General features: G+C 61.0%; 18 protein-coding genes. 11 read left to right on the forward strand and 7 right to left on the reverse strand.

Features of this window, described 5'->3' with window-relative positions; all coding sequences use genetic code 11:
• Nucleotides 1–250: 250 nt before the first annotated feature.
• Nucleotides 251–2,482: a polyribonucleotide nucleotidyltransferase gene (locus tag EDF61_RS00435; protein ID WP_133832978.1), complete on the reverse strand. Its 2,232-nt coding sequence runs from the start codon at nucleotides 2,480–2,482 to the stop codon at nucleotides 251–253.
• Between the two features lie 558 nt (nucleotides 2,483–3,040).
• On the opposite strand from EDF61_RS00435, the gene EDF61_RS00440 reads away from it, so the two are divergent.
• Entirely contained in the window at nucleotides 3,041–4,084 is a 1,044-nt protein-coding gene (locus EDF61_RS00440; protein WP_133832979.1) for an NAD(P)-dependent alcohol dehydrogenase, read from the forward strand.
• A gap of 95 nt (nucleotides 4,085–4,179) precedes the next feature.
• Here EDF61_RS00440 and EDF61_RS00445 read toward each other — a convergent pair whose 3' ends face one another.
• The gene (locus EDF61_RS00445) at nucleotides 4,180–4,782 is read right to left on the reverse strand and encodes a hypothetical protein (protein ID WP_133832980.1); all 603 of its coding nucleotides are present in this window, start codon (nucleotides 4,780–4,782) and stop codon (nucleotides 4,180–4,182) included.
• A gap of 473 nt (nucleotides 4,783–5,255) precedes the next feature.
• Here EDF61_RS00445 and EDF61_RS00450 point away from each other — a divergent pair, with 473 nt between their 5' ends.
• The gene (locus EDF61_RS00450) at nucleotides 5,256–5,567 is read left to right on the forward strand and encodes a DUF1883 domain-containing protein (protein WP_166650648.1); all 312 of its coding nucleotides are present in this window, start codon (nucleotides 5,256–5,258) and stop codon (nucleotides 5,565–5,567) included.
• Nucleotides 5,568–5,589: 22 nt separating this feature from the next.
• Here EDF61_RS00450 and EDF61_RS00455 read toward each other — a convergent pair whose 3' ends face one another.
• Both EDF61_RS00455 and EDF61_RS00460 read right to left on the reverse strand, forming a co-directional pair.
• Nucleotides 5,590–6,564 carry an ADP-ribosylglycohydrolase family protein gene (locus tag EDF61_RS00455; protein ID WP_133832981.1) on the reverse strand — a complete coding sequence of 325 codons (975 nt, stop codon included), beginning with the start codon at nucleotides 6,562–6,564 and terminating at the stop codon, nucleotides 5,590–5,592.
• Nucleotides 6,565–7,388: 824 nt separating this feature from the next.
• On the reverse strand, nucleotides 7,389–8,708 hold the full coding sequence (locus EDF61_RS00460) for a YjiH family protein (protein WP_133832982.1): 1,320 nt from the start codon (nucleotides 8,706–8,708) through the stop codon (nucleotides 7,389–7,391).
• A 406-nt stretch (nucleotides 8,709–9,114) separates the two neighbouring features.
• Here EDF61_RS00460 and EDF61_RS00465 point away from each other — a divergent pair, with 406 nt between their 5' ends.
• The 4 genes from EDF61_RS00465 to EDF61_RS00480 all read left to right on the forward strand — a co-directional run bounded on the left by EDF61_RS00465 (nucleotide 9,115) and on the right by EDF61_RS00480 (nucleotide 14,715).
• A complete protein-coding gene (locus EDF61_RS00465) occupies nucleotides 9,115–10,140 on the forward strand; it encodes a 3-oxoacyl-ACP synthase III (RefSeq protein ID WP_013348415.1) in 1,026 nt (341 codons plus the stop codon).
• Entirely contained in the window at nucleotides 10,137–12,725 is a 2,589-nt protein-coding gene (locus EDF61_RS00470) for an alpha/beta fold hydrolase (protein WP_133832983.1), read from the forward strand. The genes EDF61_RS00465 and EDF61_RS00470 overlap by 4 nt, the downstream gene beginning before the upstream one ends.
• Nucleotides 12,722–13,729, forward strand: coding sequence for an NAD-dependent epimerase/dehydratase family protein (locus EDF61_RS00475; protein WP_133832984.1), 1,008 nt, complete (start codon nucleotides 12,722–12,724; stop codon nucleotides 13,727–13,729). Before EDF61_RS00470 ends, EDF61_RS00475 begins: the two co-directional genes overlap by 4 nt.
• Nucleotides 13,730–13,854: 125 nt before the next feature.
• The gene (locus EDF61_RS00480; RefSeq protein ID WP_105661923.1) at nucleotides 13,855–14,715 is read left to right on the forward strand and encodes a prephenate dehydratase; all 861 of its coding nucleotides are present in this window, start codon (nucleotides 13,855–13,857) and stop codon (nucleotides 14,713–14,715) included.
• Nucleotides 14,716–14,764: 49 nt separating this feature from the next.
• On the opposite strand, the gene EDF61_RS00485 is transcribed toward EDF61_RS00480, so the two are convergent.
• On the reverse strand, nucleotides 14,765–15,439 hold the full coding sequence (locus tag EDF61_RS00485) for a response regulator (RefSeq protein ID WP_102598037.1): 675 nt from the start codon (nucleotides 15,437–15,439) through the stop codon (nucleotides 14,765–14,767).
• Nucleotides 15,440–15,449: 10 nt separating this feature from the next.
• On the reverse strand, nucleotides 15,450–17,060 hold the full coding sequence (locus EDF61_RS00490) for a sensor histidine kinase (protein WP_105661847.1): 1,611 nt from the start codon (nucleotides 17,058–17,060) through the stop codon (nucleotides 15,450–15,452).
• A 229-nt stretch (nucleotides 17,061–17,289) separates the two neighbouring features.
• Between EDF61_RS00490 and EDF61_RS00495 the strand changes: the two genes are divergently transcribed.
• Genes EDF61_RS00495 through EDF61_RS00510 form a run of 4 tightly spaced genes read left to right on the forward strand, consistent with a single transcriptional unit; the run spans nucleotide 17,290 to nucleotide 20,809 of the window.
• Nucleotides 17,290–18,303: a Bug family tripartite tricarboxylate transporter substrate binding protein gene (locus EDF61_RS00495; protein WP_105661846.1), complete on the forward strand. Its 1,014-nt coding sequence runs from the start codon at nucleotides 17,290–17,292 to the stop codon at nucleotides 18,301–18,303.
• A complete protein-coding gene (locus EDF61_RS00500) occupies nucleotides 18,300–18,803 on the forward strand; it encodes a tripartite tricarboxylate transporter TctB family protein (RefSeq protein ID WP_105658222.1) in 504 nt (167 codons plus the stop codon). Before EDF61_RS00495 ends, EDF61_RS00500 begins: the two co-directional genes overlap by 4 nt.
• A gap of 21 nt (nucleotides 18,804–18,824) precedes the next feature.
• Entirely contained in the window at nucleotides 18,825–20,411 is a 1,587-nt protein-coding gene (locus EDF61_RS00505) for a tripartite tricarboxylate transporter permease (protein ID WP_286134293.1), read from the forward strand.
• Complete coding sequence (locus tag EDF61_RS00510) at nucleotides 20,408–20,809, forward strand: universal stress protein (RefSeq protein WP_105658224.1); 402 nt, start codon at nucleotides 20,408–20,410, stop codon at nucleotides 20,807–20,809. Before EDF61_RS00505 ends, EDF61_RS00510 begins: the two co-directional genes overlap by 4 nt.
• Nucleotides 20,810–20,878: 69 nt before the next feature.
• Here EDF61_RS00510 and EDF61_RS00515 read toward each other — a convergent pair whose 3' ends face one another.
• Nucleotides 20,879–21,277 (reverse strand): DUF4282 domain-containing protein, encoded by a 399-nt coding sequence (locus EDF61_RS00515; RefSeq protein WP_105661845.1) that lies wholly within the window; start codon nucleotides 21,275–21,277, stop codon nucleotides 20,879–20,881.
• A 179-nt stretch (nucleotides 21,278–21,456) separates the two neighbouring features.
• Between EDF61_RS00515 and EDF61_RS00520 the strand changes: the two genes are divergently transcribed.
• A complete protein-coding gene (locus EDF61_RS00520) occupies nucleotides 21,457–22,473 on the forward strand; it encodes a S66 family peptidase (RefSeq protein ID WP_105661844.1) in 1,017 nt (338 codons plus the stop codon).
• The last annotated feature ends 75 nt before the right edge of the window (nucleotides 22,474–22,548 follow it).

Genomic DNA, 22,548 nt, shown 5'->3' on the forward strand with positions numbered 1-22,548 from the left:
ACAATTTCTCGCGAGGCACTCCCGATGATTCTTGAATCGGAAGCGTGAGCCCCCGCGATAGGTTCTCTCCGCCAAGCGGCACGCGCTTTGGAATATGAAGAAGATCTGCGAGAGTCCAATGGGCTGTGTCATCAGGCCTTGCCTCCATCCAGGACCGCCAAAGACTTTGGCAGGAACCAGCTCCCGGGCAAGAATAAGCAAAAACCCCGATTCGCCAAGCGAATCGGGGTTTTCAGCAAGAATCTAAAGACTACTCAGCAGCAACTGCTTCTTCAGCTTCTTCCTCGACGACTGGAGCCAGCGACAGCTTGCCGCGGTCATCAATCTTGGTGATCTCCACCTGCAGCTTCTGGCCAACGCCGACGACGTCTTCGACGTCCTCGACACGCTTGCCATCGTTGATCTTGCGCAGCTCGGAGATGTGCAGCAGGCCGTCCTTGCCCGGGGTCAGCGAAACGAACGCACCGAAGGTGGTCAGCTTCACGACGGTACCCAGGTAACGCTCGCCGACCTCAGGAACCTGAGGGTTGGCAATAGCGTTGATGGCCGAGCGGGCAGCTTCAGCGGACTCGCCGTTGGTTGCGCCGATCAGCACGGTGCCGTCATCTTCGATCGAGATGTCAGCGCCGGTGTCTTCCTGGATCTGGTTGATCATCTTGCCCTTAGGGCCGATGACCTCGCCGATCTTGTCCACTGGAATCTTCACGGAGATGATTCGTGGAGCGTTGACGTTCAGTTCATCCGGAGCGTCGATAGCCTGGTTCAGAACGTTCAGGATGTGCAGGCGTGCTTCGCGAGCCTGGGTCAGTGCGGCGGCCAGAACCGATGCCGGAATACCATCCAGCTTGGTGTCCAGCTGGATCGCGGTAACAAACTCGGAGGTACCTGCAACCTTGAAGTCCATGTCGCCCATGGCATCTTCGGCACCGAGGATATCGGTCAGGGCAGCGTAACGGGTTTCGCCGTCTACGGTGTCCGAAACCAGGCCCATGGCGATGCCTGCAACGGCAGCCTTCAGTGGCACGCCAGCGTTCAGCAGCGACAGGGTCGATGCGCAAACCGAGCCCATGGAGGTCGAGCCGTTGGAGCCCAAAGCCTCGGAGACCTGGCGGATTGCGTATGGGAATTCCTCGCGGCTAGGCAGCACTGGAACCAGTGCGCGCTCAGCAAGTGCGCCGTGGCCGATTTCGCGGCGCTTAGGCGAACCAACACGGCCGGTTTCACCGGTCGAGTATGGAGGGAAGTTGTAGTTGTGCATGTAGCGCTTGGTCTTCACCGGCGACAGCGAGTCGATCTGCTGTTCCATCTTCAGCATGTTCAAGGTGGTGACGCCCATGATCTGGGTTTCGCCACGCTCGAAGATTGCCGAACCGTGAACGCGAGGCAGAACCTCGACCTCGGCCGAGAGCTGGCGGATGTCAGCAAGGCCGCGGCCGTCGATGCGGATCTGGTCGGTCAGGATGCGCTGGCGCACGATGTGCTTGGTAACAGCGCCGAATGCCTTGGAGATTTCACCCTCGCGGCCTGCGAAAGCGTTGCCTTCGCCAGCCAGCGATGCAACGATCTCTTCCTTGTATGCGCTGGCAGCGTTGTCGCGCTCCTGCTTGTCAGCGATGGTGTAGATCTCCGTCAAGCGGGTCGAAGCAGCAGCCTCGACAGCGGTGAAGGCATCTTCTTCGTAATCGCGGAAGACCGGGAATTCAACGGTTTCCTTGGCAGCGCGAGCAGCCAGGTCGGCCTGGGCCTCGCACAGGACCTTGATGAATGGCTTCGCAGCCTCAAGGCCTTCAGCGACAACCTCTTCGGTTGGAGCCTGGACGCCGCGTTCCTTGATCAGTTCCCAAGCGTTGTCGGTAGCTTCAGCTTCCACCATCATGATGGCAACGTCGTCGCCAGCGATACGGCCGGCAACAACCATGTTGAAGACAGCGTTCTTCAGCTCGGAGTGGCGTGGGAAGGCAACCCACTGTGCGCCGTTTCCGTCATCAACCAGTGCAACGCGAACGCCGCCGATTGGGCCGGAGAATGGCAGGCCCGAAAGCTGGGTGGACATCGACGAAGCGTTGATCGCTACGACGTCGTACAGCTCATCTGGCTCGATGGACAGCACGGTGACGACAACCTGGACCTCGTTGCGCAGGCCCTTGACGAAGGCTGGGCGCAGTGGGCGGTCCATCAGGCGGCAAGCCAGGATGGCTTCGGTCGACGGGCGGCCTTCGCGGCGGAAGAAGCTGCCTGGGATGCGGCCGGCTGCGTACATGCGCTCTTCAACGTCCACGGTCAGTGGGAAGAAGTCGAAGCCTTCGCGTGGGTGCTTGCCAGCGGTAGTTGCCGAGAGCAGTGCGGTCTCGTCATCGATGTAGACCATTGCCGAACCTGCAGCCTGCTTGGCAATGCGGCCGGTTTCGAAGCGAATGGTGCGGGTGCCGTAGCGACCGTTGTCGATCTGTGCTTCGGCGAATTGGATTTCTGGACCCTCCATTAAGGGGGTGCTCCTTTCGATCGCTCCCACGTGGTGGATGAGCGAACCGTGTGGCCCTACCCAGATCTGGTCTTCGATCGAGACCCGCGCTGGGGCGCATATTTGCCCTAGCGAAAGTCACTACCGAGGACCGCGAAACTGGCGGTCGGGACCAACGGTCAGTCAGCCCTGGGAGTTATTTTCTTTTGGGGCCCGCATAGAACATGCAGACCCAGGTACTAGCCTACCGGGAATTGGCAAAAGACGCAGTTCTTGGGCGATAGGCGCGTGCCAGCCACTTGCGTCGCTGCCATTCATCGTTTGAGAGCGGCCTTGCAACCTGGGCAACCAGCGAAGATCATGCGGCGCTGCTGCCCTGGCGATCCCCGGGCGCAATCAGCACGGTGCGCGTTGATCCTCATTTAGGCAGGGAAACCTGCGGAAGGAAATTTTCTCCAGCCGGGATTATTCATAGCCTGTCGATTGTTGTTCTCCATGGGCTTTGCCCTGACGGGCCGCGGCAATCGCCGCAGTCCAGAACATTTCCAGTCGCAACCCGCAAGACAAAGGAAAAACCTGATGGCAACTATGGTCAATGCATACGCAGCGCACTCTGCGACTGATGGACTCATTCCGACGCAGATTGAACGTCGTGCAGTAGGTCCGCACGATGTCTTGATTGATATCAAGTTCTCCGGCATCTGCCACTCCGACATCCACACGGTGCGCGGAGAATGGGGAAACCAGAACTATCCGCTGGTCCCGGGCCACGAAATTGCCGGCATCGTTGCCGAAGTCGGGCCAGAGGTAACCAAGCACAAGGTGGGCGACCGCGTTGGCGTGGGCTGCATGGTCAATTCCTGCATGGAATGCGAGAACTGCCTTGCCGGAGACCAGCAATTCTGCGAGCAGAGTGTTGGTACCTACGGTGCTCGTGACCGTGATGGCAGCATGACCCAAGGTGGCTACGCCACGCATGTCGTGGTTACCGAGAACTTCGCCCTGAACATTCCTGAAGGCATCGATCTGGATGTTGCCGCGCCCCTGCTTTGCGCCGGCATCACCACCTTCTCCCCGCTGAGGCACTGGGGTGCAGGGCCGGGCAAGAAGATTGCCGTCGTGGGACTCGGCGGCCTGGGCCACATGGCGGTCAAGATCGCCAGTGCCATGGGCGCTGAGGTCACCGTTCTGTCGCAGTCGCTGAAGAAGAAGGATGATGGACTGAAGCTGGGCGCAACCGACTACCGGGCCACCAGCGATGAGAACACCTTCAAGGATCTGCAGAAGAAGTTCGACCTGATCATCAACACCGTCAGCGCTTCCATCGACGTCAGTGCCTACCTCGGACTGCTGCGCGTGAACGGCACCATGGTCAACGTTGGTGCTCCGGCAGAACCGTTGCCTGTCAATGCCTTCGCACTGATCGGGGGACGCCGTTCCTTCGCAGGTTCGCAGATCGGCGGCATCGAGGAAACCCAGGAGATGCTGGATTTCTGTGCCCAGCATGGCATTGGCGCAGAGATCGAGGTCATCGGTGCCACGCAGATCAATGAGGCTTACGAGCGCGTGCTGGCATCCGATGTCCGCTACCGCTTCGTAATCGATACCGCGACGTTGGCCTAGTCACCCCAGCTCACTCGGGTCGCAGAGAACGGTGCCGGTCTTGTCCAGCAGTGCAGGACAGATCCGGCGCCGTTTCGCGTCTGGCTAATTAATGTTCATTCGCCCCGGCGCGATCTACGAGTGCCTGCGTTCTCCCGTTGGCTGCCCTGTTCTGGAGCCTCGGCCGCAGTGCCCTGCTCAGACAAATTCCCCTTGATCGCGGCAAGCTCGGATTGGAGTTGCGCCACGGCACCACTGAGGTTCTTCAGTTCCTGCCTGCGGCGGCTGGCAGCCCTGAAAGTCTTGATCATCATGGCGATGATCAGCGGAATGGCCGCGAGCAGGGCCCAGCCGCTGCGTTCAAAGAAGTCGAGGGCCACCGGCAGGGCCTGATTGAATTCCCAGAAGGAATTCACTCCCCCGGCAATCGATTCCAATGCAGATTCCACGGGAGCCAGTTGCTTGCCCACAACTGGTATTCCGGAAAGATCAGGGGCATTCACCGGAGGCTCGCCCATGGTCCATCGCGGATCACCTGGCCGCTTCAGGATATAGATCCCGGCACCGGCGCTGGCAGCGGCGAATAAGAGCACTGAGGCCAGGGCGACCGCCACTAGCTGGTGCCTCCGCCATAGCCCCGCCGCCACGGCAAAACCAATCACCAGAATCCAAATCCACATTCGCAGTTGTTCCAGGCCAATGCCCGTCAGTAAATCCATGAACTTTGCCTCATTGCTCTGGGCCGCCATGACCCAAGTTGTGCGTTACTTCATCCCACTTAGGTACGCTATCGCGAGCAGCGGATTAATTGCCTCCTAGCACGTCAATCCGGTTGAGATCGAATCGTTCGAGTCGTCATATTGCTTCCTTGCCCCGGTATCCGGGACCCAATAGCCGATGGCTTCCGGCTCGTCCAATGCAGCGATCGGCTCATGCCACCTGCCGGCAGCTCGAATGGAAATTGCCACTAGCCCTCTTGCGATCGCGGATCTGGCATCGGTTGAGGTGGCAACGCGACGCACCCCAAAGACCAGAAGGCCTCGTTCTCCAGACTCCTGCAGCTTTGCCGTTGCAAATGCCCGAACCGGTACAGTGCTCTTGCCTTGGGTGCGTTGGCGACACTGGCCTGAATTTGAGTTAATGGGTCTGGGTCCGCTGCTCGGCGGATCACCTGGGATCGAGGAGGCTGGCATTGGCGGAGCCTAATTTTGCTGAACATTATTGGGATTTCATTGAGCGGGGAAGCATCTTGGTAGTGACTCTCAGTGGACCGGCTCATCTGCGGTTGATGGATCCGGAAAATTTCGCGGCATTCCAGGACGGAGAAGAATTCGAAGCATACGGTGGACTGGCACGCCGTGCTCCATACCGAATCAAGGTGCCCCATTCCGGACCCTGGTTTCTAGCGATTGATCTGACTGGCCTCGGTGCGCGTGGGGTGCGCCACGAAGTCAGCATCGTGCTGCCACAGAAGCTGGAAGCTCGACGACCAGCCCGGGACTAGAAGCAAGATCCCGCAGGAGAACTTAGCCCGCGAGCTCACTCGAAATATCGACAAGCTGTTGCATCCTCATTCCGGGCCAACCGTGGACCATATCCACCCACTGCGCCGGAACACTCGAGAACCCGGAAGCTGCGCCAATGAGCGATCCGGCGATGGCTGCCACGGTGTCGGTATCCACGCCTCCGCGAACAGCCGCTTCCAGCACCGGAACCAAGCGAGCGTTCCCGTCTTCCGGTTCGGCGGTGGCGATCGCGCTCCAAGCACCTTGGAACGCTTCAACGACCCAACCGTTATTTGTGAAGTCCCGAGGTCGATGGTTTTCGGCCTGGTGGATGCGCTGCTCCCATGCTTGTGCGCGTTCTGGTTCAAGCATCGCAAGACCACTGCGAATATCTAGTTCGCCGGTGCGCACAGCGTGGTGAATGGCTACTGTCCAAAGCCCGCAGGCCTCAGCGGCTTCATCATCAAAATGGGTCAGCTTGCTGATAGCTGCCGCAGCTTCGAATGCGGCAGCAGGCGGTTCAGACAGATAAGCCAGCGCCACGGGCGCTGTGCGCATGAGACTGCCGTTCCCGCCGGAGCGGCCAGTTCTCCGGTGAATCTGTTCAGAACCAGCTAGCGCATCATCAGCGGTCGGCTCGGCTCTTCCGTCAGCAGACGCAACATGCTGGGCGTGGGCAAGGACTGCCCGCGTCTGGTTGCCGACGTCCGGTGCGTTCGTGGCCCATTTGGCCCATTCCCGAACCATGTAGTTGCTCGCGGCACCATCAAGCTTGCCGTTGGAATCCAGCAGGCCCTGGGCAACGACTATGGCCATTGAGGTGTCGTCGGTCCACTCCCCGGGCGCAAAATCGCCCAACCCGCCACCAATCATCGAGATTTTGGCGAATTCGGGCAACGGTGCGTTGAATTCGTAGCCCGCGCCCAGGGCATCTCCGGCAGCCATCCCGGTCAGGACTCCACGAATTCGATCTTTCACCTGTACTGAATGTGCCATTTGCGCCTTTCACAGGGTGGTCGCCAATGCAGAGTAATACTGCTTGGATCCACTGTACCGATGCGCGGCGACAGTAGAGCTACCTGAGCGGCCCCGATAGCGTTCCCACGGTTGATTTGCGTCCTTGCGTCGTCGACCGGAATAGCGAACGAGGACATTGATGCGGTCACGATAACCGTTCCGCTTCTACCTGCGATCCCGACTTCGGTAAATAGCTCACCCGGTTGGCTTCGTCGCTGTCCCGGCTTGCTGCAAGCGCTCACGGGCATCGCCGAGCGGAGGCAGATCTCCTTGATCTCGATAGGCGTTTGACCCAACTTCTTGCAGTTATGGCCAATGCCCTGCAGGAACCAGGTTCCTGCAGGGCATTGGATGTCGCCAGCCTCGGTCGTTGCGCCTAGGCGAATGCAGGCGGTGGCGGAGTCGTGGGGTCAGTTGGGTGCCCCGGCGCCGGCTCAGTGGGATCCTGCGGGCCCGGGGGCGGGATCGGCCCATCCGGATGCGAAGGGCTTGGTGGTACGTCCGGCTGCGCCGGGCTTGGCGGAGCATCTGGTGTCGGCGGTTGCGCTGGCGGTTCTGGCTGGTCGGGAATACTCGGATCACCCTGCATCGGAGCACCTGATTCGTGTAAGTGATTCATTGGAACCTGCTTTCCGTCGTATCGGTTCGACCATTCAACGACGGATCGTCTCCGCCTTGCAACGGCATTCAGGAATCGCAAAGCTGCAACAGTGCCGCGACATGGCGTGGTCGCGTCGAATCGGAAAGCATCACTCGGTTCAACCCATTGGTTTCGCAAGCTGCCGTGCGCCAGCGCAGCCGACCTATAGCAGCATGCGCACGATTGGTGTCGCGATGAGGATGGTCAGGACAACGCGCACGAACCAGATAGCTACCATCTGCGGGATGTTCAGCGGAATCTGCGTCGCCAGGACGCATGGCACCAATGCTGAAAAGAAGATGATTGCAGAGACGCAAACGATGGCGATCACCATGCGCAGCTCGATGGATTCGTGTCCCGCAATGAGGGTTGCTGGAAGGAACATTTCAGCAATGCCGGTAGCCGAAGCCTTGCCAGCCAGCAACGTGTCATCCAGCCCGACGATCCAGGCAAATGGGACAAACAGGTATCCTAGCCAGTCGAAAACTGGAGTGAAGCGGGCAACCACCAGTCCGAGCAATCCGACAGAGAGAATGGACGGCAAAATTGCCATGGCCATTTTCAGCCCATCCCATACGTTGGCGCCGACATTCTTGAGCAGCGATGGCGCTCGCCGCGAGGCTCCCATGGCTTCGCTCCAGGCAACGCGTGCACGATTGCCCGTGACCAGTTTTTCCTTGTCATGTTCCATGCCCAGGTACGTCGTGTCTGGAATCCGGCTCAAAGGCGGAATGCGCACCGAAATGGCGGTCACCGCAAAGGTGACTACCAGCGACAGCCAGAAGTACAGGCTCCAGTGGTCCATCAGGTCCAGCGCCTTGGCAACAATAACCATGAAGCTGGCTGACACCGTGGAAAAACCGGTAGCGATGATGGCAGCTTCGCGACCCGTGTAGCGGCCGCCACGGTACATGCGGTCGGTGATCAGCAGACCCAGCGAGTAGCTTCCCACGAAGGAAGCCACGGCATCCACGGCCGAACGTCCCGGGGTGCGCCAAATTGGACGCATGACCGGTTGGCAGAAGACACCAAGGAACTCCATCAGCCCGTAGCCAACTAGCAAGGCCAAGAAGATGGCACCTACTGGAACGATCAAGCCAACGGGAATGACCAATTTGTCCAGCAGAAAAGGACCCATGTCCGGATCGCTGAGCCACGCCGGGGCAAAGTTGAAGAGCAGCGAACAGCCGACAGCCAGCCCGAAGATGTTCAGGAATGCGAATATGCCACGTACCTTGGATGCCTTCCATCCTCCGGTGACGAAGGGAAAAACTGTCCCGCAGACGAGCATCAGCAAGATAATGTACGGAACGACCGGTGCCGCGGCAGTTTGAATCCACGTCACCAAGTGATCCAACGGGATGGTGCTCTTGCCGTTGATGGTGATGGGGAGGAAGAAGAACAAAATACCGATAAGGCTATAGATCACGAATCGCAGAACGACCGGAAGAGTGCTTTGTGCTTCAACGCTTGAAGTTGTCATTGGATACCGCCTTGTCGATGAGGGCGAGGGCATCAGCGTGATTTGATGCGCTATCCATACAACGCGACTCTGGCCCAGCAATGTGACGGGGATCGCTTTTATTGTCCGGAGTTTCAGATGAGCGCTTCTGCGCGCTTCCTGTGGCTGCGCAGATGGAAGCAGGCCCACAGAACGATCGCCCCCACTTGCCATGATTCTCATAGGACTAGTCTGTAGGATCGATATAGTCTGCATAGGCACTGATTCCAGCTTTCGGCTGAAAAAATGCGCTCAAATAGGTCTTGGCGTCATGCAGGGAATAACCTAGGGAGAACACATACGCAACCGATGGCGCACACCCATCGGCCACGACGTTTCAATGCAGCACGCAGCACATAGATAGTCCAGCAGAAACGAAGGCACCATTTTGAACGGCAATGCCACCTTTAAGCACCACAACGTTGCGCTTTTATCAGTGAACAGCGTCCTCGCACCCGAGGTGGTGAGCTCTGCAGAATTCGACGAGCGACTTGCTCCTAGCCTGAAACGCCTTCGCCTGTCCAAGAAGCTTCTGGAACGAGTTTCCGGGGTCAAGGAACGCCGCTGGTGGTCCGATGGCGTTGAATTCGACGACGCTGCAATTCTTGCCGGCAAGAAGGCGCTGGCCCAGGCCGGTGTCGATGCCAGCGAAATCGGCCTGCTGATCAACACTTCGGTCACCCGCCGCAACTTGGAGCCGTCGGTGGCTTCCAAGGTGCACAACGGCTTGGGCTTGCCATCCTCCGCCATGAATTTCGACGTGGCCAACGCCTGCCTCGGCTTCGTCAACGGCATGAGCCTGGCAGCGAACATGATCGACTCCGGCCAGATCAAGTACGCCCTGATTGTTGCCGGCGAAGATGCCAAGCCAACCCAGGAAACCACTTTCCAGCGGCTGAACGCTGAAACTTCCACGCGCGATGACTACATGCGTGAATTCGCCACGCTGACCTTGGGTTCCGGCGCCGCCGCTGCGGTCATTGGCCCAGCGGATGCGCACCCGGAAGCGCACCGCATCGTCGGCGGCGTATCGCGTGCCGGCACCGAGCACCACGAGCTGTGTGTCGGCGGACCCTCGGGCATGTACACGGACACGAAGGGCTTGCTGGATAACGGCCTCGAACTGGTCGTGGATGCCTGGGATGAAGCCCATCAATCCGGTTGGAATTGGAAGTCCATGGACCGCTACGTGACCCATCAGGTTTCCAAGTCCTACACCAATGCCATTATCAAGGCCGTCGGCCTGGTCAAGGACCGCGTGCCAATCACTTTCTCCAAGTGGGGCAATGTCGGACCGGCTTCCCTGCCCATGACCCTGTCCCAAGAAGCCGACTCGCTGAAGAAGGGCGACCGGGTGCTGTGCATGGGCGTCGGTTCCGGCCTGAACACCGCGATGATGGAGATTGCCTGGTGACCGAGCTTTTCCCCGGTGTAGATGCCATTTATTCGAAGTATCTGGAAGTACCGTCCACGTCGCAGGTGGACTCCCCGGGCACTAGGCACCGGTGGCACGTCCTGGATAACAACGAAGAACTGAAGCAACGCGGAATTGAGCCGGCCGGCACCTTGCTCTGCGTGCACGGCAACCCCACCTGGTCCTACCTCTGGCGCAGCCTGCTGAACCATGTGTCCGAGCACGGGCTGCTGTGGCGAGTGGTGGCAGTGGACCAGCTGGACATGGGCTTCTCCGAGCGCAGCGGCAAGTTCCGCCGCCTGGCCGACCGCGTCAACGATCTCGGCGATCTGACTGGCGCACTGGGGCTAACCGGCAAAATCACCACCGTAGGCCATGACTGGGGCGGCATCATCTCCCTGGGCTGGGCCGTCTCCCACCCGGACCAGCTGGAGAACGTGGTGTTGACCAACACCGCAATCCACCCTGCAGGCTTCGAGCTTCCCTCCGCGCTGAAACTCGCGTCCCACCCCGCGGTGCACGGTTGGGGCACCAAGACTTCCCCTGCCTTCTTGCAGGTAACCCACGCGCTGGCGCAGCCGGCCTTGGCCCCGGATATCAGCAAGGCCTTCATGGCCCCGTACACCAACGCTGAAAAGCGCGAGGGCGTAGCCAACTTTGTCGCCGATATCCCGTTCTCCCAGGATCACCCAAGCCGTCCGGCCTTGGACGAGATCTCGGAAGCAGTGCGCTCCTTGAAGGTCCCGGCCCTGATGCTCTGGGGACCCAAGGACCCGGTCTTCTCCGACCGCTACCTGCGCGATTTGATGTCGCGACTGCCCCACGCCCAGGTACACCGCTTTGAAGGCTCCAGCCATTTGGTGGGCGAAGACAACGATATTGCCACCCCGATCTTCCAGTGGCTTGCCGGCGAGAAGAGTTCCAAGAACACCTCGCGTGCCCAATCCCTGGGCGAATACCGTCCGATGCTTGCCGAACTCGATTCGCGCACCGAGGACCAATCGGCCGCGGTCGTGGACATCAATCCTGCGCGATCGCTGTCCTGGGCCGAACTGGGGCAGCGCGTGAATGCCCTGGCCGCAGGATTGCGGCAGATCGGAGTGGAGGCCGGCGACCGGGTGAACCTGCTGGTTCCACCGGGAATTGAACTGACCACCCTGATCTACGCCTGCCTGCGCCTGGATGCGGTCATTGTGGTGGCCGATGCCGGCCTTGGCACCAAGGGCATGGGACGAGCCATCAAGGGTGCTGGCCCGAGCTACCTGATTGGCATCGACCGTGCGCTCACCGGTGCGCGGCTGTTCGGCTGGCCGGGAACCAGGATTGCCGCTGGAGACCTGCCTGCTGCGAAGCGCAAGCTGCTGGGGGTAGCCCATACCCTGCCCGAGCTCTATGAAGCCGGCAGCCAGGCCGCTTCCGGGTCCCGGGTTTTCGAGCCATCCGATCCGGATGCCGATGCGGCGGTCCTGTTCACCTCCGGCTCCACCGGTCCGGCCAAGGGAGTGGTGTACACGCATCGCGAACTGGCCGCCATGCGCGATACCCTGCGTGAAACCTACAACCTCAAGGCCGGCTCTGCGCTGGTGGCAGGCTTCGCGCCGTTCGCGCTGCTGGGCCCTGCTTTGGGTGCCACCTCGGTCACCCCGGACATGGACGTCACCGCACCGCGGACCTTGACTGCCGCTGCGTTGGCAGACGCCGCCCTCGCGGTGGATGCAACCACCGTCTTTGCCTCCCCCGCCGCGCTGGCTAATGTCCTGGAAACCCAGGATTCGCTGAACCAGGCTCAGCGGGAAACCTTGGAAGGCGTCTCGCTGATGCTGTCCGCCGGCGCCCCGATTCCCGAGCATCTGCTGGCCAAGGTGCAGGATCTGGTTCCCAATGCCCGGGTCCACACCCCGTACGGCATGACCGAGGCCTTGCCAGTCACCGATATCGACTTGGCCGGCATCCGCGCTGCCGGAGCGGGCAATGGCGTGTGCGTGGGCACCGCAGTCGCCGGAGCCACCGTTGCCATCGCGCCGATTGACGCCCTGGGCGTGGCCGGAGACAAGCCGGAATACACCCCGAATGCCACCGGCGAAATCCTGGTCCGCGCCCCGCACGTCAAGGACCGCTACGACCGGCTGTGGATCACCGAACAGCTCAGCGTCTCCATCCCCGGCTGGCATCGCACCGGCGATGTCGGGCATCTGGATGAGGCCGGACGCCTGTGGGTCGAAGGACGCCTTGGCCACGTGCTGCGCACCGCCAAGGGCGCTATTACCCCGGTAGCCGCCGAGCACGCTGTCGAGTCGGTTGCTGGCGCTGGCCGTGCCGCGCTGGTCGGCGTGGGACCTGACGGAACCCAGGCCGCGGTGGTCGTCATGGAAACGGTGCCCGCGGCCCGCAAATCCGGTCCGGCCGCCAGCGATCTGGCCCGCCAGGTTCGCGCCGCGGTCGCGGCCACTGGCACCGAGGTGGCAGCGGTCTTGGTAGTCCCAAGCCTGCCCACCGATATCCGGCACAACTCCAAGATTGACCGGGCCGCGCTCGCCCACTGGGCTGCCGCGGCCCTCGCAGGTGGAAGGATCCGCAATCCGTGAGCCCATCGAAAAATGAAGACGCTGCCCGTCGCGTTCTGGTCACCGGAGCCAGTGGCATGCTGGGTGGCGCTGTAGCCCAGCTATTGCGCGACAAGGGCCACCATGTGCGCACCTTCCAGCGCGGCAGCTCGGCATCAGCCATCGATGAAGTCCGCGGCTCGCTCACGGATCCGCAGGCTGTCGCCGCGGCCGTGGAGTCCATGGACGCGGTCATCCACCTGGCAGCCAAGGTCTCCTTCACCGGTGCATGGGAAGACTTCGCCGCCACCAATATCGCGGGAACCAGCAATCTGCTCGAAGCGTCCAAGCGCGCAGGAATCAGGGATTTCGTGTTCGTCTCTTCCCCTTCCGTGGCGCACTTCGGCGATTCGCTGGCGGGCGCCGGTGCGGGTGAGGCCGATCCGGCCAAGGCGCATGGATTCTATGCACGCTCCAAGGCAGCGGCCGAGCTCAATGCCCTGGGCGCCGATTCGCCAGCACTTCGCGTCACCGCCATCCGCCCGCACGTTGTGTGGGGACCCGGCGATACCCAGCTGGTGGAACGCGTCATCCAGCGGGCCAAGGCCGGACGGCTGCCCCTGCTGGACCAGGGCGCAGCACTGATCGACACCACCTATATCGACAATGCCGCTGCGGCGATTGTCCGCGGTCTGGAACGCATGGACCACGCCCACGGGCGAGCCCTGGTGGTCACCAATGGCGAACCTCGGCCGGTGGGCGAGCTGATCGCCGGCATCTGCAAGGCTGGCGGCGCCCCGGCTCCGAAGCTCAACGTTCCGGGCTGGCTGGCCCGTGCGGCCGGTTCGGTGATCGAGAAGTTGTGGTTGGCAGCCGGTTCGCGCAACTTGGTTCATGATGAGCCGCCGATGACCCGTTTCCTGGCCGAGCAGCTGTCTACCGCGCATTGGTTCGACCAGCGCGAAACCCATGAAGTCCTGGACTGGAAACCTGCGGTAAGCATTGACGAGGGCCTGGAGAAGCTGGCGGATCACTACCAGAACTAGTTGGCCGGGAAGGCAGCCGCCGTTTTTGGAGCGCGCGCAGTTGCCTTGGCAGCAGTCCGTGCGTCTTGGCGTCATCTGCTTTCGTGGATTCCTGCCCAGCCATTGCGCTGGGATATCTTGATTCAATGAGCAAGAAGATTTCATACCAGGGCGAAGCCGGCTCCAACTCGAATATGGCCTGCATGCAACGTTTCCCGGACATGGAAGCCGTGCCTTGTGCCAGCTTCGAGGACGCGTTCGCCATGGTGGAAAACGGTGAAGCGGAGCTGGCGATGATTCCGATAGAGAACTCCATTGCCGGTCGCGTTGCCGATATCCATGTCCTGCTCCCCGAGTCGGAACTGCACATTGTCGGCGAGCACTACCTGCGGATCCGCTTCGACCTTCTCGGACTGCCTGGCAGCACCATCGCGGATGCGGCCGAGGTGCACAGCCACATCCATGCGCTGGGCCAGTGCCGCAAGGTCATACGCCAGCACGGCCTGACCCCGGTGATTGCCGGTGATACTGCAGGTTCGGCCCGCGAAGTGCGCGAATGGAACGATCCTGCCAAGCTCTCGCTCGCTCCGCCCATGGCGGCCGAACTCTACGGCTTGGAGGTGCTGGCTTCCGGTGTCGAGGACGACCAGACGAACACGACCCGCTTCGTAGTGCTCGCCCGCAGGCACGAACTGCCGCACCGTTCCCAGCTCCCCGACTCGGTGATTACCACTTTGGTGTTCCAGGCGCGCAACGTGCCTAGCGCGCTATACAAGGCATTAGGCGGATTTGCCACGAACGGCGTGAATCTCACCCGCATGGAAAGCTACATGGTCGGTTCGTCCTTCGCCGCTACCACCTTCATGGTCGACATCGAGGGCCACCCCGAAGACCTTCCTGTGCGCTTGGCGTTGGAAGAACTGGAATTCTTCACCTGGGAAATCAAGATCCTCGGCACGTACGCGGCCAGCGAGCATCGCCAACGGGGTTCGGCAGCTTTCGTCTAGGCCTGCCCCGGCTTTCTGCGTCCGGGGGCGGCTGGACGATCCGCTGCCACTACCCCCTCCATGAGTAGCGGCGTTCGGGCCTGCCGACTCCCCCGTAGCGCAGGTTCACCTGAGCCAGGTTTTCCTCTGCCAGGTATTCCAGATACCGGCGAGCGCTCACCCGGGACGTGCCCAGCTTCTGCGCGGTTTCGGTGGCCGATATGGGTTCGGCAGCTTCCTTGACGATGCTCTCAACCAGTTCCATGGTTTCGGCGCTGCAGCCTTTGGGAAGAGGCCGGCGCTTTTGTCCGCCGAGCCCGAAGAGCATGTTCACATCGGCCTGCTGCAATTCCTGGTCCGCTGCTTCGCCCAGCGGCTGGTAGGCCTTCGCGTAGTGCTCCAGCCGTTCGCGCAGGTCATCCCGCGAGAAGGGCTTCATCAGATAGTGGACGATGCCGCCACGAAGCGCGCGGCGCACGGTATCCATTTCCCGCGCCGCGCTGATCACCAGGACATCGAGCTCCGGCTGGACTTCGCGCAGGCGCTGCAAGAGGTCCAGGCCGTTCATGTCCGGCAAATGGATATCGAGCAAGATGAGATCCGGCGAGAGCGCGCCGGCGGCCTTGATCGCGTCACCGGCGGAGTGCGCCACGCCGACCACGGTGAACCCCGGTTCGCTGTTGACGAATCCAGCGTGCACCTTGGCGACCATGAAGTCATCGTCGATCACCAGTACTTTGATCACTTCTTGCTTCCTACTTCCTGAGCGTGGCGGTAAACCGGGCACCTTGTGCATTGGCCGCGGCCAGCTCTCCACCGCGGCGGCGGCAAACCAGGCGGCTGATGGCAAGGCCGAAGCCCCTGCCGCCGGAAACCGCGCTGTCCTTGGTGGAGAAACCTTGGGTGAAGATCTCGTCCATGGCATCTTCCGCGATGCCTTCTCCATTGTCCCTCACGGTGATTCGCACCAGCTCGCTGGTTTCCTCGATCCCGACCTGGATTTCCGGATTGGCAGCCGCAGCGGCCGCGTCCATCGCGTTATCGACGAGATTGCCGATCACGGTGGTCAGATCCCGCGCCAGCTGGTCCTCGCACCTGCCCAAGGTTGAGCTAGGCGCCATCTTCAGGTGCACCCCTCGCTCGGCGGCCACGCTGGACTTGGCAATCAGCAACGCGGCAATCGTGGGTTCGGCGATGCATGCGGAGACGTCCTCGAAGATCTTGCTCCGGCTGAAGCTCACGCCATCGATGAAGCCCACGACCTCGTCGTATTCCCCGAGCTGGATCAACCCGGAAATTGCGTGCAGCTGGTTGGCGAATTCATGGGTCTGCGCCCTGAGCATGTCGGCGGTGGCCTTGCTGTCCCCAAGTTCTTGTTCCAGCAGGGTCAGTTCGGTCTTGTCGCGGAAGGTGGTGACCGATCCCAAATCCCGCCTGGCGGTCTTGACCGGCATCCGGTTGAAGACCAATACCCGCTCGCCGACAAGGAATTGCCGGTCGGGCAACTCTTGGCTGGTGGTCAGTGCATGGCGCACCTGCGGAACAACATCCAATTCGTCCAGGGTCCTGCCCACGCAGTGGCTGGGAAGCTGGAGCAGCTCGATGGCGACATCATTGGCCAGCATCACCCGGCTATCCGGCGACACCGAGATGATTCCCTCTTTGACTCCGTGCAGCAGGGCTTCGCGATGCTCGAAAAGCTCTGCAATTTCCCGGGGTTCAAGCCCGCGGGTCTGGTGCTTGACCCGGCGGGCCAGCAAGACTGAGCCGGCGGTCCCCAGCAGCAGGGAAATGACCAGGGTGAACAAGGCGTTGGGGGCGATCTCCTGGATCATCTCACCGGTGCTGGGATAGCTTTGGCCGGCGCTGACGATGCCGACCATCTTCCCCTCGTCATCCAGCACCGGAACCTGCGCAATCAATACATGGTTGCCATTGCGCCAGATTTCCCCGGTCCATCCGCGGCCTTCGGTGACGGCGGATTCAGGGTGCAGTATCGAGGTTCCGACTTCATCCGGATAGCTGGAGGTGACGACCGTTCCCCGGGGATCGGCAATGGTCACGAATTGGAGACCCGAGGTGCTGCGCACCGATTCGCCCATGGCAGGCAACGCCGAACCCATTTCCGGCTCCGCCTCGGGCAGGAGCACGCGCAGCAGGGGGTTTGCAGCCAGCGATTCGGCGGCCGAGAGGCTGCGGCGCCCCTCGATTTTTTCGAAGTTATTGGTGGCCTGAGTCAGCGATACCGTGATGACCCCTGCCAGCACCACCGCGATAATGAGCAATTGCAGTATCAGGTACTGCCCTGCAAGGGTCAGCTTGCGGCGCGTGTACAGATTAGCGAGCCAGAAACGCACGGCACCCATTGCCTCGCCCCCAATATTCCAGAAATCCACGTTGCACCCGGCAGGTCCTTGCTGGCACCTGCATCCGGGCACTGTGCTACCTTACCGAAGATTCGAATGGTTCAGATCACAATTTCCGGTTACACAATGAACAGTATTTTCTTTGAGTACGCAAGAGTGACCCGGCTCACGATGGCACGTAAGTTGGTATCACTCGCAACCCCGATGAAAGCAAAGAGGCTGAATCCCCATGAAACCGTTCAAGTCGTTCCGTGCGCTGAGCGCGCTGGCAGCTGCCGCTGCACTGGCCCTGACCGCCACTGGCTGCGGCGTGACATCAGAGTCTTCCAGCACTGACGCCGCAGAGTCCAAGGGCCCCATCGCGAACCTCCGCATCATGGTTCCAAACACCCCAGGCGGCGGCTACGACACCACTGCCCGTGTTGCCGCCAAGGTCATGGATGACGCATCGCTGGCCAGCAACCCGGAAGTCTTCAACCTTGCCGGTGCCGGCGGCACCGTCGGCTTGGCCCGCATTGTCAATGAGAAGGGCAATGGCGATCTGGCCATGCTCATGGGCCTGGGCGTGGTGGGTGCAAGCTACACCAACGAAACCGACTCCAAGCTGACCGATACCACCCCGATTGCCAAGCTCATCGAAGAGCCCGGAGCGATCATGGTTTCCAAGGATTCTCCGTACAAGAGCATTGACGACTTGGTCAAGGCCTGGAAGGACGACCCAAGCAAGCTCTCGGTCGGCGGCGGCTCCTCCCCTGGCGGCCCGGACCATCTGCTGCCAATGCAGCTGGCCGAAGCCGTGGGCATTGATCCCAAGGACGTGAACTTCGTATCGTACGATGGCGGCGGCGACTTGCTGCCGGCCATCCTGGGCAACAAGCTGGCCTTCGCTGCCTCCGGTGCCGGCGAGTACATGCAGCAGATCGAAGAGGGCTCTGTTCGCGTACTGGCCACCAGCGGCGAAGAGCGCCTGGAAGGCGTAGATGCCCCGACCCTGAAGGAATCGGATATTGATCTGGTGTTCTCCAACTGGCGCGGTCTGGTGGCTCCACCTGAGATTTCCGAAGAGGACAAGGCCAAGTGGGTCAACCTGGTCACCGAAATGCATGATTCGGCCGAGTGGAAGGAAGCTCTGGCGACCAACGGCTGGAGCGACGCCTTCATGACCGGCGACGAATTCTCCGCCTTCCTCACCGACCAGGACGAGCGCGTTGCCAGCGTCCTGAAGACCCTGGGCCTGGCGTGAGCGAAGTAGCCACCGCAAAGAAGAAACGCGTCGAACTCCTGTTCGCCGCGTTTCTTCTTATCGTCGGAATCATCGTGTTTGTTGACGCGTCGCAGCTTCATGTGACGTACTCCCAGGCAGACGTTGTAGGTCCCAAGGCCCTGCCCTACGTCGTCTCGGGCATTCTCATTCTTTCGTCCATTGCCTTGGCCATCACCGTCATGCGTGGCAACCTTGCTGCGGGCGAAGAAGGCGAAGACGTGGACCTGAGCCAGCCTTCGGATTGGAAGGTCCTGCTCCCGCTGATCGGCATCTTCGTGCTGAACCTGCTGATCGTGAATTGGGCTGGCTGGGTCATCTCGGGAACCATCATGTTCTTCGGCGCGGCTACCTGCCTGGGTGCGCGGCGCTGGGTATTGACCTTGGTTATTTCACTTGCCTTGGCGCTTGGTTCGTTCTACGGCTTCTATCTGGGCCTGGGCATCAAGCTTCCGGCCGGAATCCTCTCGGGGGTGCTCTAATTGGAAACTCTGGACTTATTGATGGGCGGCTTCGCCGCGGCGCTGACCCCGATTAACCTGCTCTTCGCTTTCGCCGGTGTCATCCTGGGAACCGCTGTAGGAGTGCTCCCGGGCATCGGCCCGGCCATGGCTGTGGCACTGCTGCTGCCATTGACCTTCGGCATGGAAACTTCCAGCGCACTGATCATGTTCGCCGGCATCTACTACGGCGGGATGTATGGCGGGTCAACCACCTCGATCCTGCTCAACACCCCGGGGGAATCGGCAACAGTCATCACAGCCATCGAAGGCCACAAGATGGCCAAGGCCGGCCGTGCGGCACAGGCCTTGGCCACCGCGGCCATTGGATCCTTCGTTGCAGGAACCATCGGTACCGCGCTGCTGGTGACCGTCGCCCCGATCGTCGTGAAGTTCGCGGTGAGCCTTGGCGCACCGAGCTACTTCGCCATCATGGTCCTCGCTTTGGTAACTGTCACCGCAGTCTTGGGCTCTTCCAAGATCCGCGGGTTCGCTTCCCTGGGCTTGGGCTTGGCCATTGGCTTGGTCGGCATGGACCCGGTCTCCGGGCAGCAGCGACTGACTTTCGGCTTCGCGCCCCTGGTGGACGGCATGGACATCGTGGTGGTCGCCGTGGCGATCTTCGCCATTGGCGAGGCGCTGTGGATTGCCGCGCACTTGCGCACCAGCCCGGCCCGCACCATTCCGGTGGGTGCCCCGTGGATGGGCAAGGAAGATTGGAAGCGTTCGTGGAAGCCCTGGCTTCGCGGTACCGCCTTTGGGTTCCCCTTCGGCGCGCTGCCTGCCGGCGGTGCCGAAGTTCCGACCTTCCTGTCCTACGTCACGGAAAAGAAGCTGTCCAAGCATCCTGAGGAGTTCGGCCACGGCGCCATTGAGGGCGTTGCCGGCCCGGAGGCCGCGAACAATGCCTCTGCCGCTGGCACCCTGACTCCAATGCTCGCCTTGGGCTTGCCCACCAATGCCACCGCTGCGGTGATGCTGGCGTTCTTGACCATGAAGGGCATCCAGCCCGGTCCGCTGCTCTTCGAGAATGAACCAGACCTGGTGTGGGCCCTGATTGCCAGCTTGTTCATTGGCAACACGTTGCTGCTGCTGATCAACCTGCCGTTAGCGCCGCTGTGGGCGAAGCTGCTGAAGATCCCGCGCCCCTACCTGTACGCAGGCATCTTGTTCTTCGCAACGCTGGGCGCCTTCTCGGTGAACATGCAGGTAGCTGATCTCTGGCTGCTGCTGCTGATCGGTTTGCTGGGCTTTGCCTTGCGCCGCTTCGGCCTGCCAGTGCTTCCGCTGATCCTTGGTGTCATCATCGGCCCCATGGCCGAAGAACAGCTGCGCAAGACCTTCCAGCTTTCTGCTGGTGAAGTCTCAGGTCTCTGGAGCGAGCCGCTGGCCGTGGGCATCTACGTGCTCATCGCCGTCCTGCTCCTGCTGCCAGTGCTGATCTCCGTTATTCGGCGCAAACGCGGGACAGCGTCTGCCGCCGCCGAGGCCCTGCTGGGCGACGATGCAGCTGGCGGCCCCGAGCCGGAACAGGCGAAGCCTGGCCACGGAAATGAGAACAGCAAGGCTGCTGAAAGGAATGAATCATGACGATCGTAGTGGGCTATATTCCCTCGCCAGAAGGCGAAGCCGCCTTGGAACGAGCCATTCTCGAAGCCAGGCGCAGCGAGGTGCGATTGATCGTAGTGAACTCTTCGAAGGGCGATCAGCTCGTTGACGACAGGCTCATTGACGCGAAGCAGTACCACGAGCTGGAAGCCCGCCTTTCTGATGCCGGCATCGATTTCTGGATTGAGCGCCACACCCAGGGTGCCGATGCGGCAGACCAGATCCTGCATATAGCCCAGGCCCAACGAGCCGAGCTGATCGTGATCGGCCTGCGCAAGCGGACGGCAATGGGCAAGTTCCTCATGGGGAGCAACGCGCAAAGGATTCTGCTCCAGGCCTCCTGCCCGGTGCTGTCGCTCAAAGCGTCCAGCGACTGGTAGTTCTGCACGCTGTTCGCTCAACAACGGCCGATGGCCCGCACCACGGGTGCGGGCCATTGGCCGTTGGACTTACTTCTGGTAAGGGTTGGCTGGCGGAGTGCCGCCGCCATTGGCGGTTGGATCCTGCGGCTGCTGGGGAGCAGGAGGATTACCCGGGTGCGGGCGGTAGCCGCCTTCTGCCGGCGGGATGCCACCGGCCAGACGAACGAGTTCAGTGGTGTTCTCTGCCGTGCGGATCTGTGCCAGCAAGGATTCGAGTCCTGCACGGACCAGTACCAAATAGACTAGGGACACCAAAGGACCCACGATCAGGAGCATGAGGAAGCCGAGCATTGCATCAGCCATGAACCCGGAAATCACGATTCCGAGGTAGCCGATCGCCAACAGGACCATGATCAGGATGTAAACGATCTTGATGATCGATGGCGTGATGAATTGTTTGAATTCCAAGTCGAAGAGGGACTTCACCTTATTTGCTTCTTTCTTTAGAGAAATTGCGCTGTCCCGCCCACGTTATCGAATTTCGCAGTATTCTCCCAGTAGCTGGAGCGGAATATCTTCATTTGTTGCGAAAATTTCGCCAACTAGTCGCCTGCGACTGCGTGCGGGTTATTATCCCCTGCCAAGCCAGACCCTAGACTGATTGCATGACAAGCCATGAGAAGCCGACGATTGTCCCAGCCCGATTGCAATCCGGAGACACCATCAGGGCCATTGCGCCATCGTGCTCCCGCGCCTTCGTGATGGAATACGACAATACGAAGTGGATCACTGAACGCTTCGAGGCCATGGGGCTCAAGCAGGAATTCGGCGATCACGTAGACGAGAACGATGACTTCGACAGCTCGCCGATCCCGTCGCGCGTGGCCGATCTGCACGCCGCATTTGCCGATCCATCTGTCGCCGGAATCATCTCGGTCATTGGCGGCTTCAATTCAAACGAGCTGCTCCCCTACCTCGACTGGGATCTCATTGCCGCCAATCCCAAGGTCTTTTGCGGCTATTCGGATTTCACCGCCCTGGCTAACGCCGTGCACGCCAAGACCGGCCTGGTAACTTATGTCGGTGCGCATTGGTCCTCTTTCGGCATGCGCGATCATTTTGAACCGACCGGCCAGTGGTTCCGGACCGCAACCCACGAGCACTCGTGGACCATCGAGCACGCCAGCGAATTCACCGACGATCTGTGGTTCATGGATCAAGACAACAGGTCCGTCCAAGCATCCAGCGGACCATGGATCCTGAACCAGGGGGTGGCCACGGGCAAGGTAATTGGCGGGAATCTGGGCACGCTGCATTTATTGCTGGGCGGCGATTTCATGCCATCTTTGGACGGGGCAATGCTCTTCATCGAGGATGACTCCTCAGAAGACATCCACGAAATCGCCCGGAAGCTCGCCTCGTTCCTGCAGTCCCCCAGCGCGGCTGGCATTACCGGGCTGGCCATCGGGCGCTTCCAGCAGCAGTCCGGAATCACCCGTAGCCTGCTGGAGCAAGTTATCGCAAAGCACCCGATCCTGCAGGGCATCCCGGTTGTGGCCAACCTCGATTTCGGCCATACCTCCCCGATGTTCACGTTGCCGATTGGCGGCTACGCCATGATTTCGACCAGTGCTGATTCAGTGCAGCTGCATTTTGCGCATTCACAGGACCAGCTGAGCTAGCCCATGGGCAACAGCAAGAGGCGGAACCAACCAGAATCCCCTGGTTAGTCCCGCCTCGCTTTGCATTCAGAGGAC

The organism is Arthrobacter sp. JUb115 (assembly GCF_004365035.1).
GTDB lineage: Bacteria > Actinomycetota > Actinomycetes > Actinomycetales > Micrococcaceae > Glutamicibacter.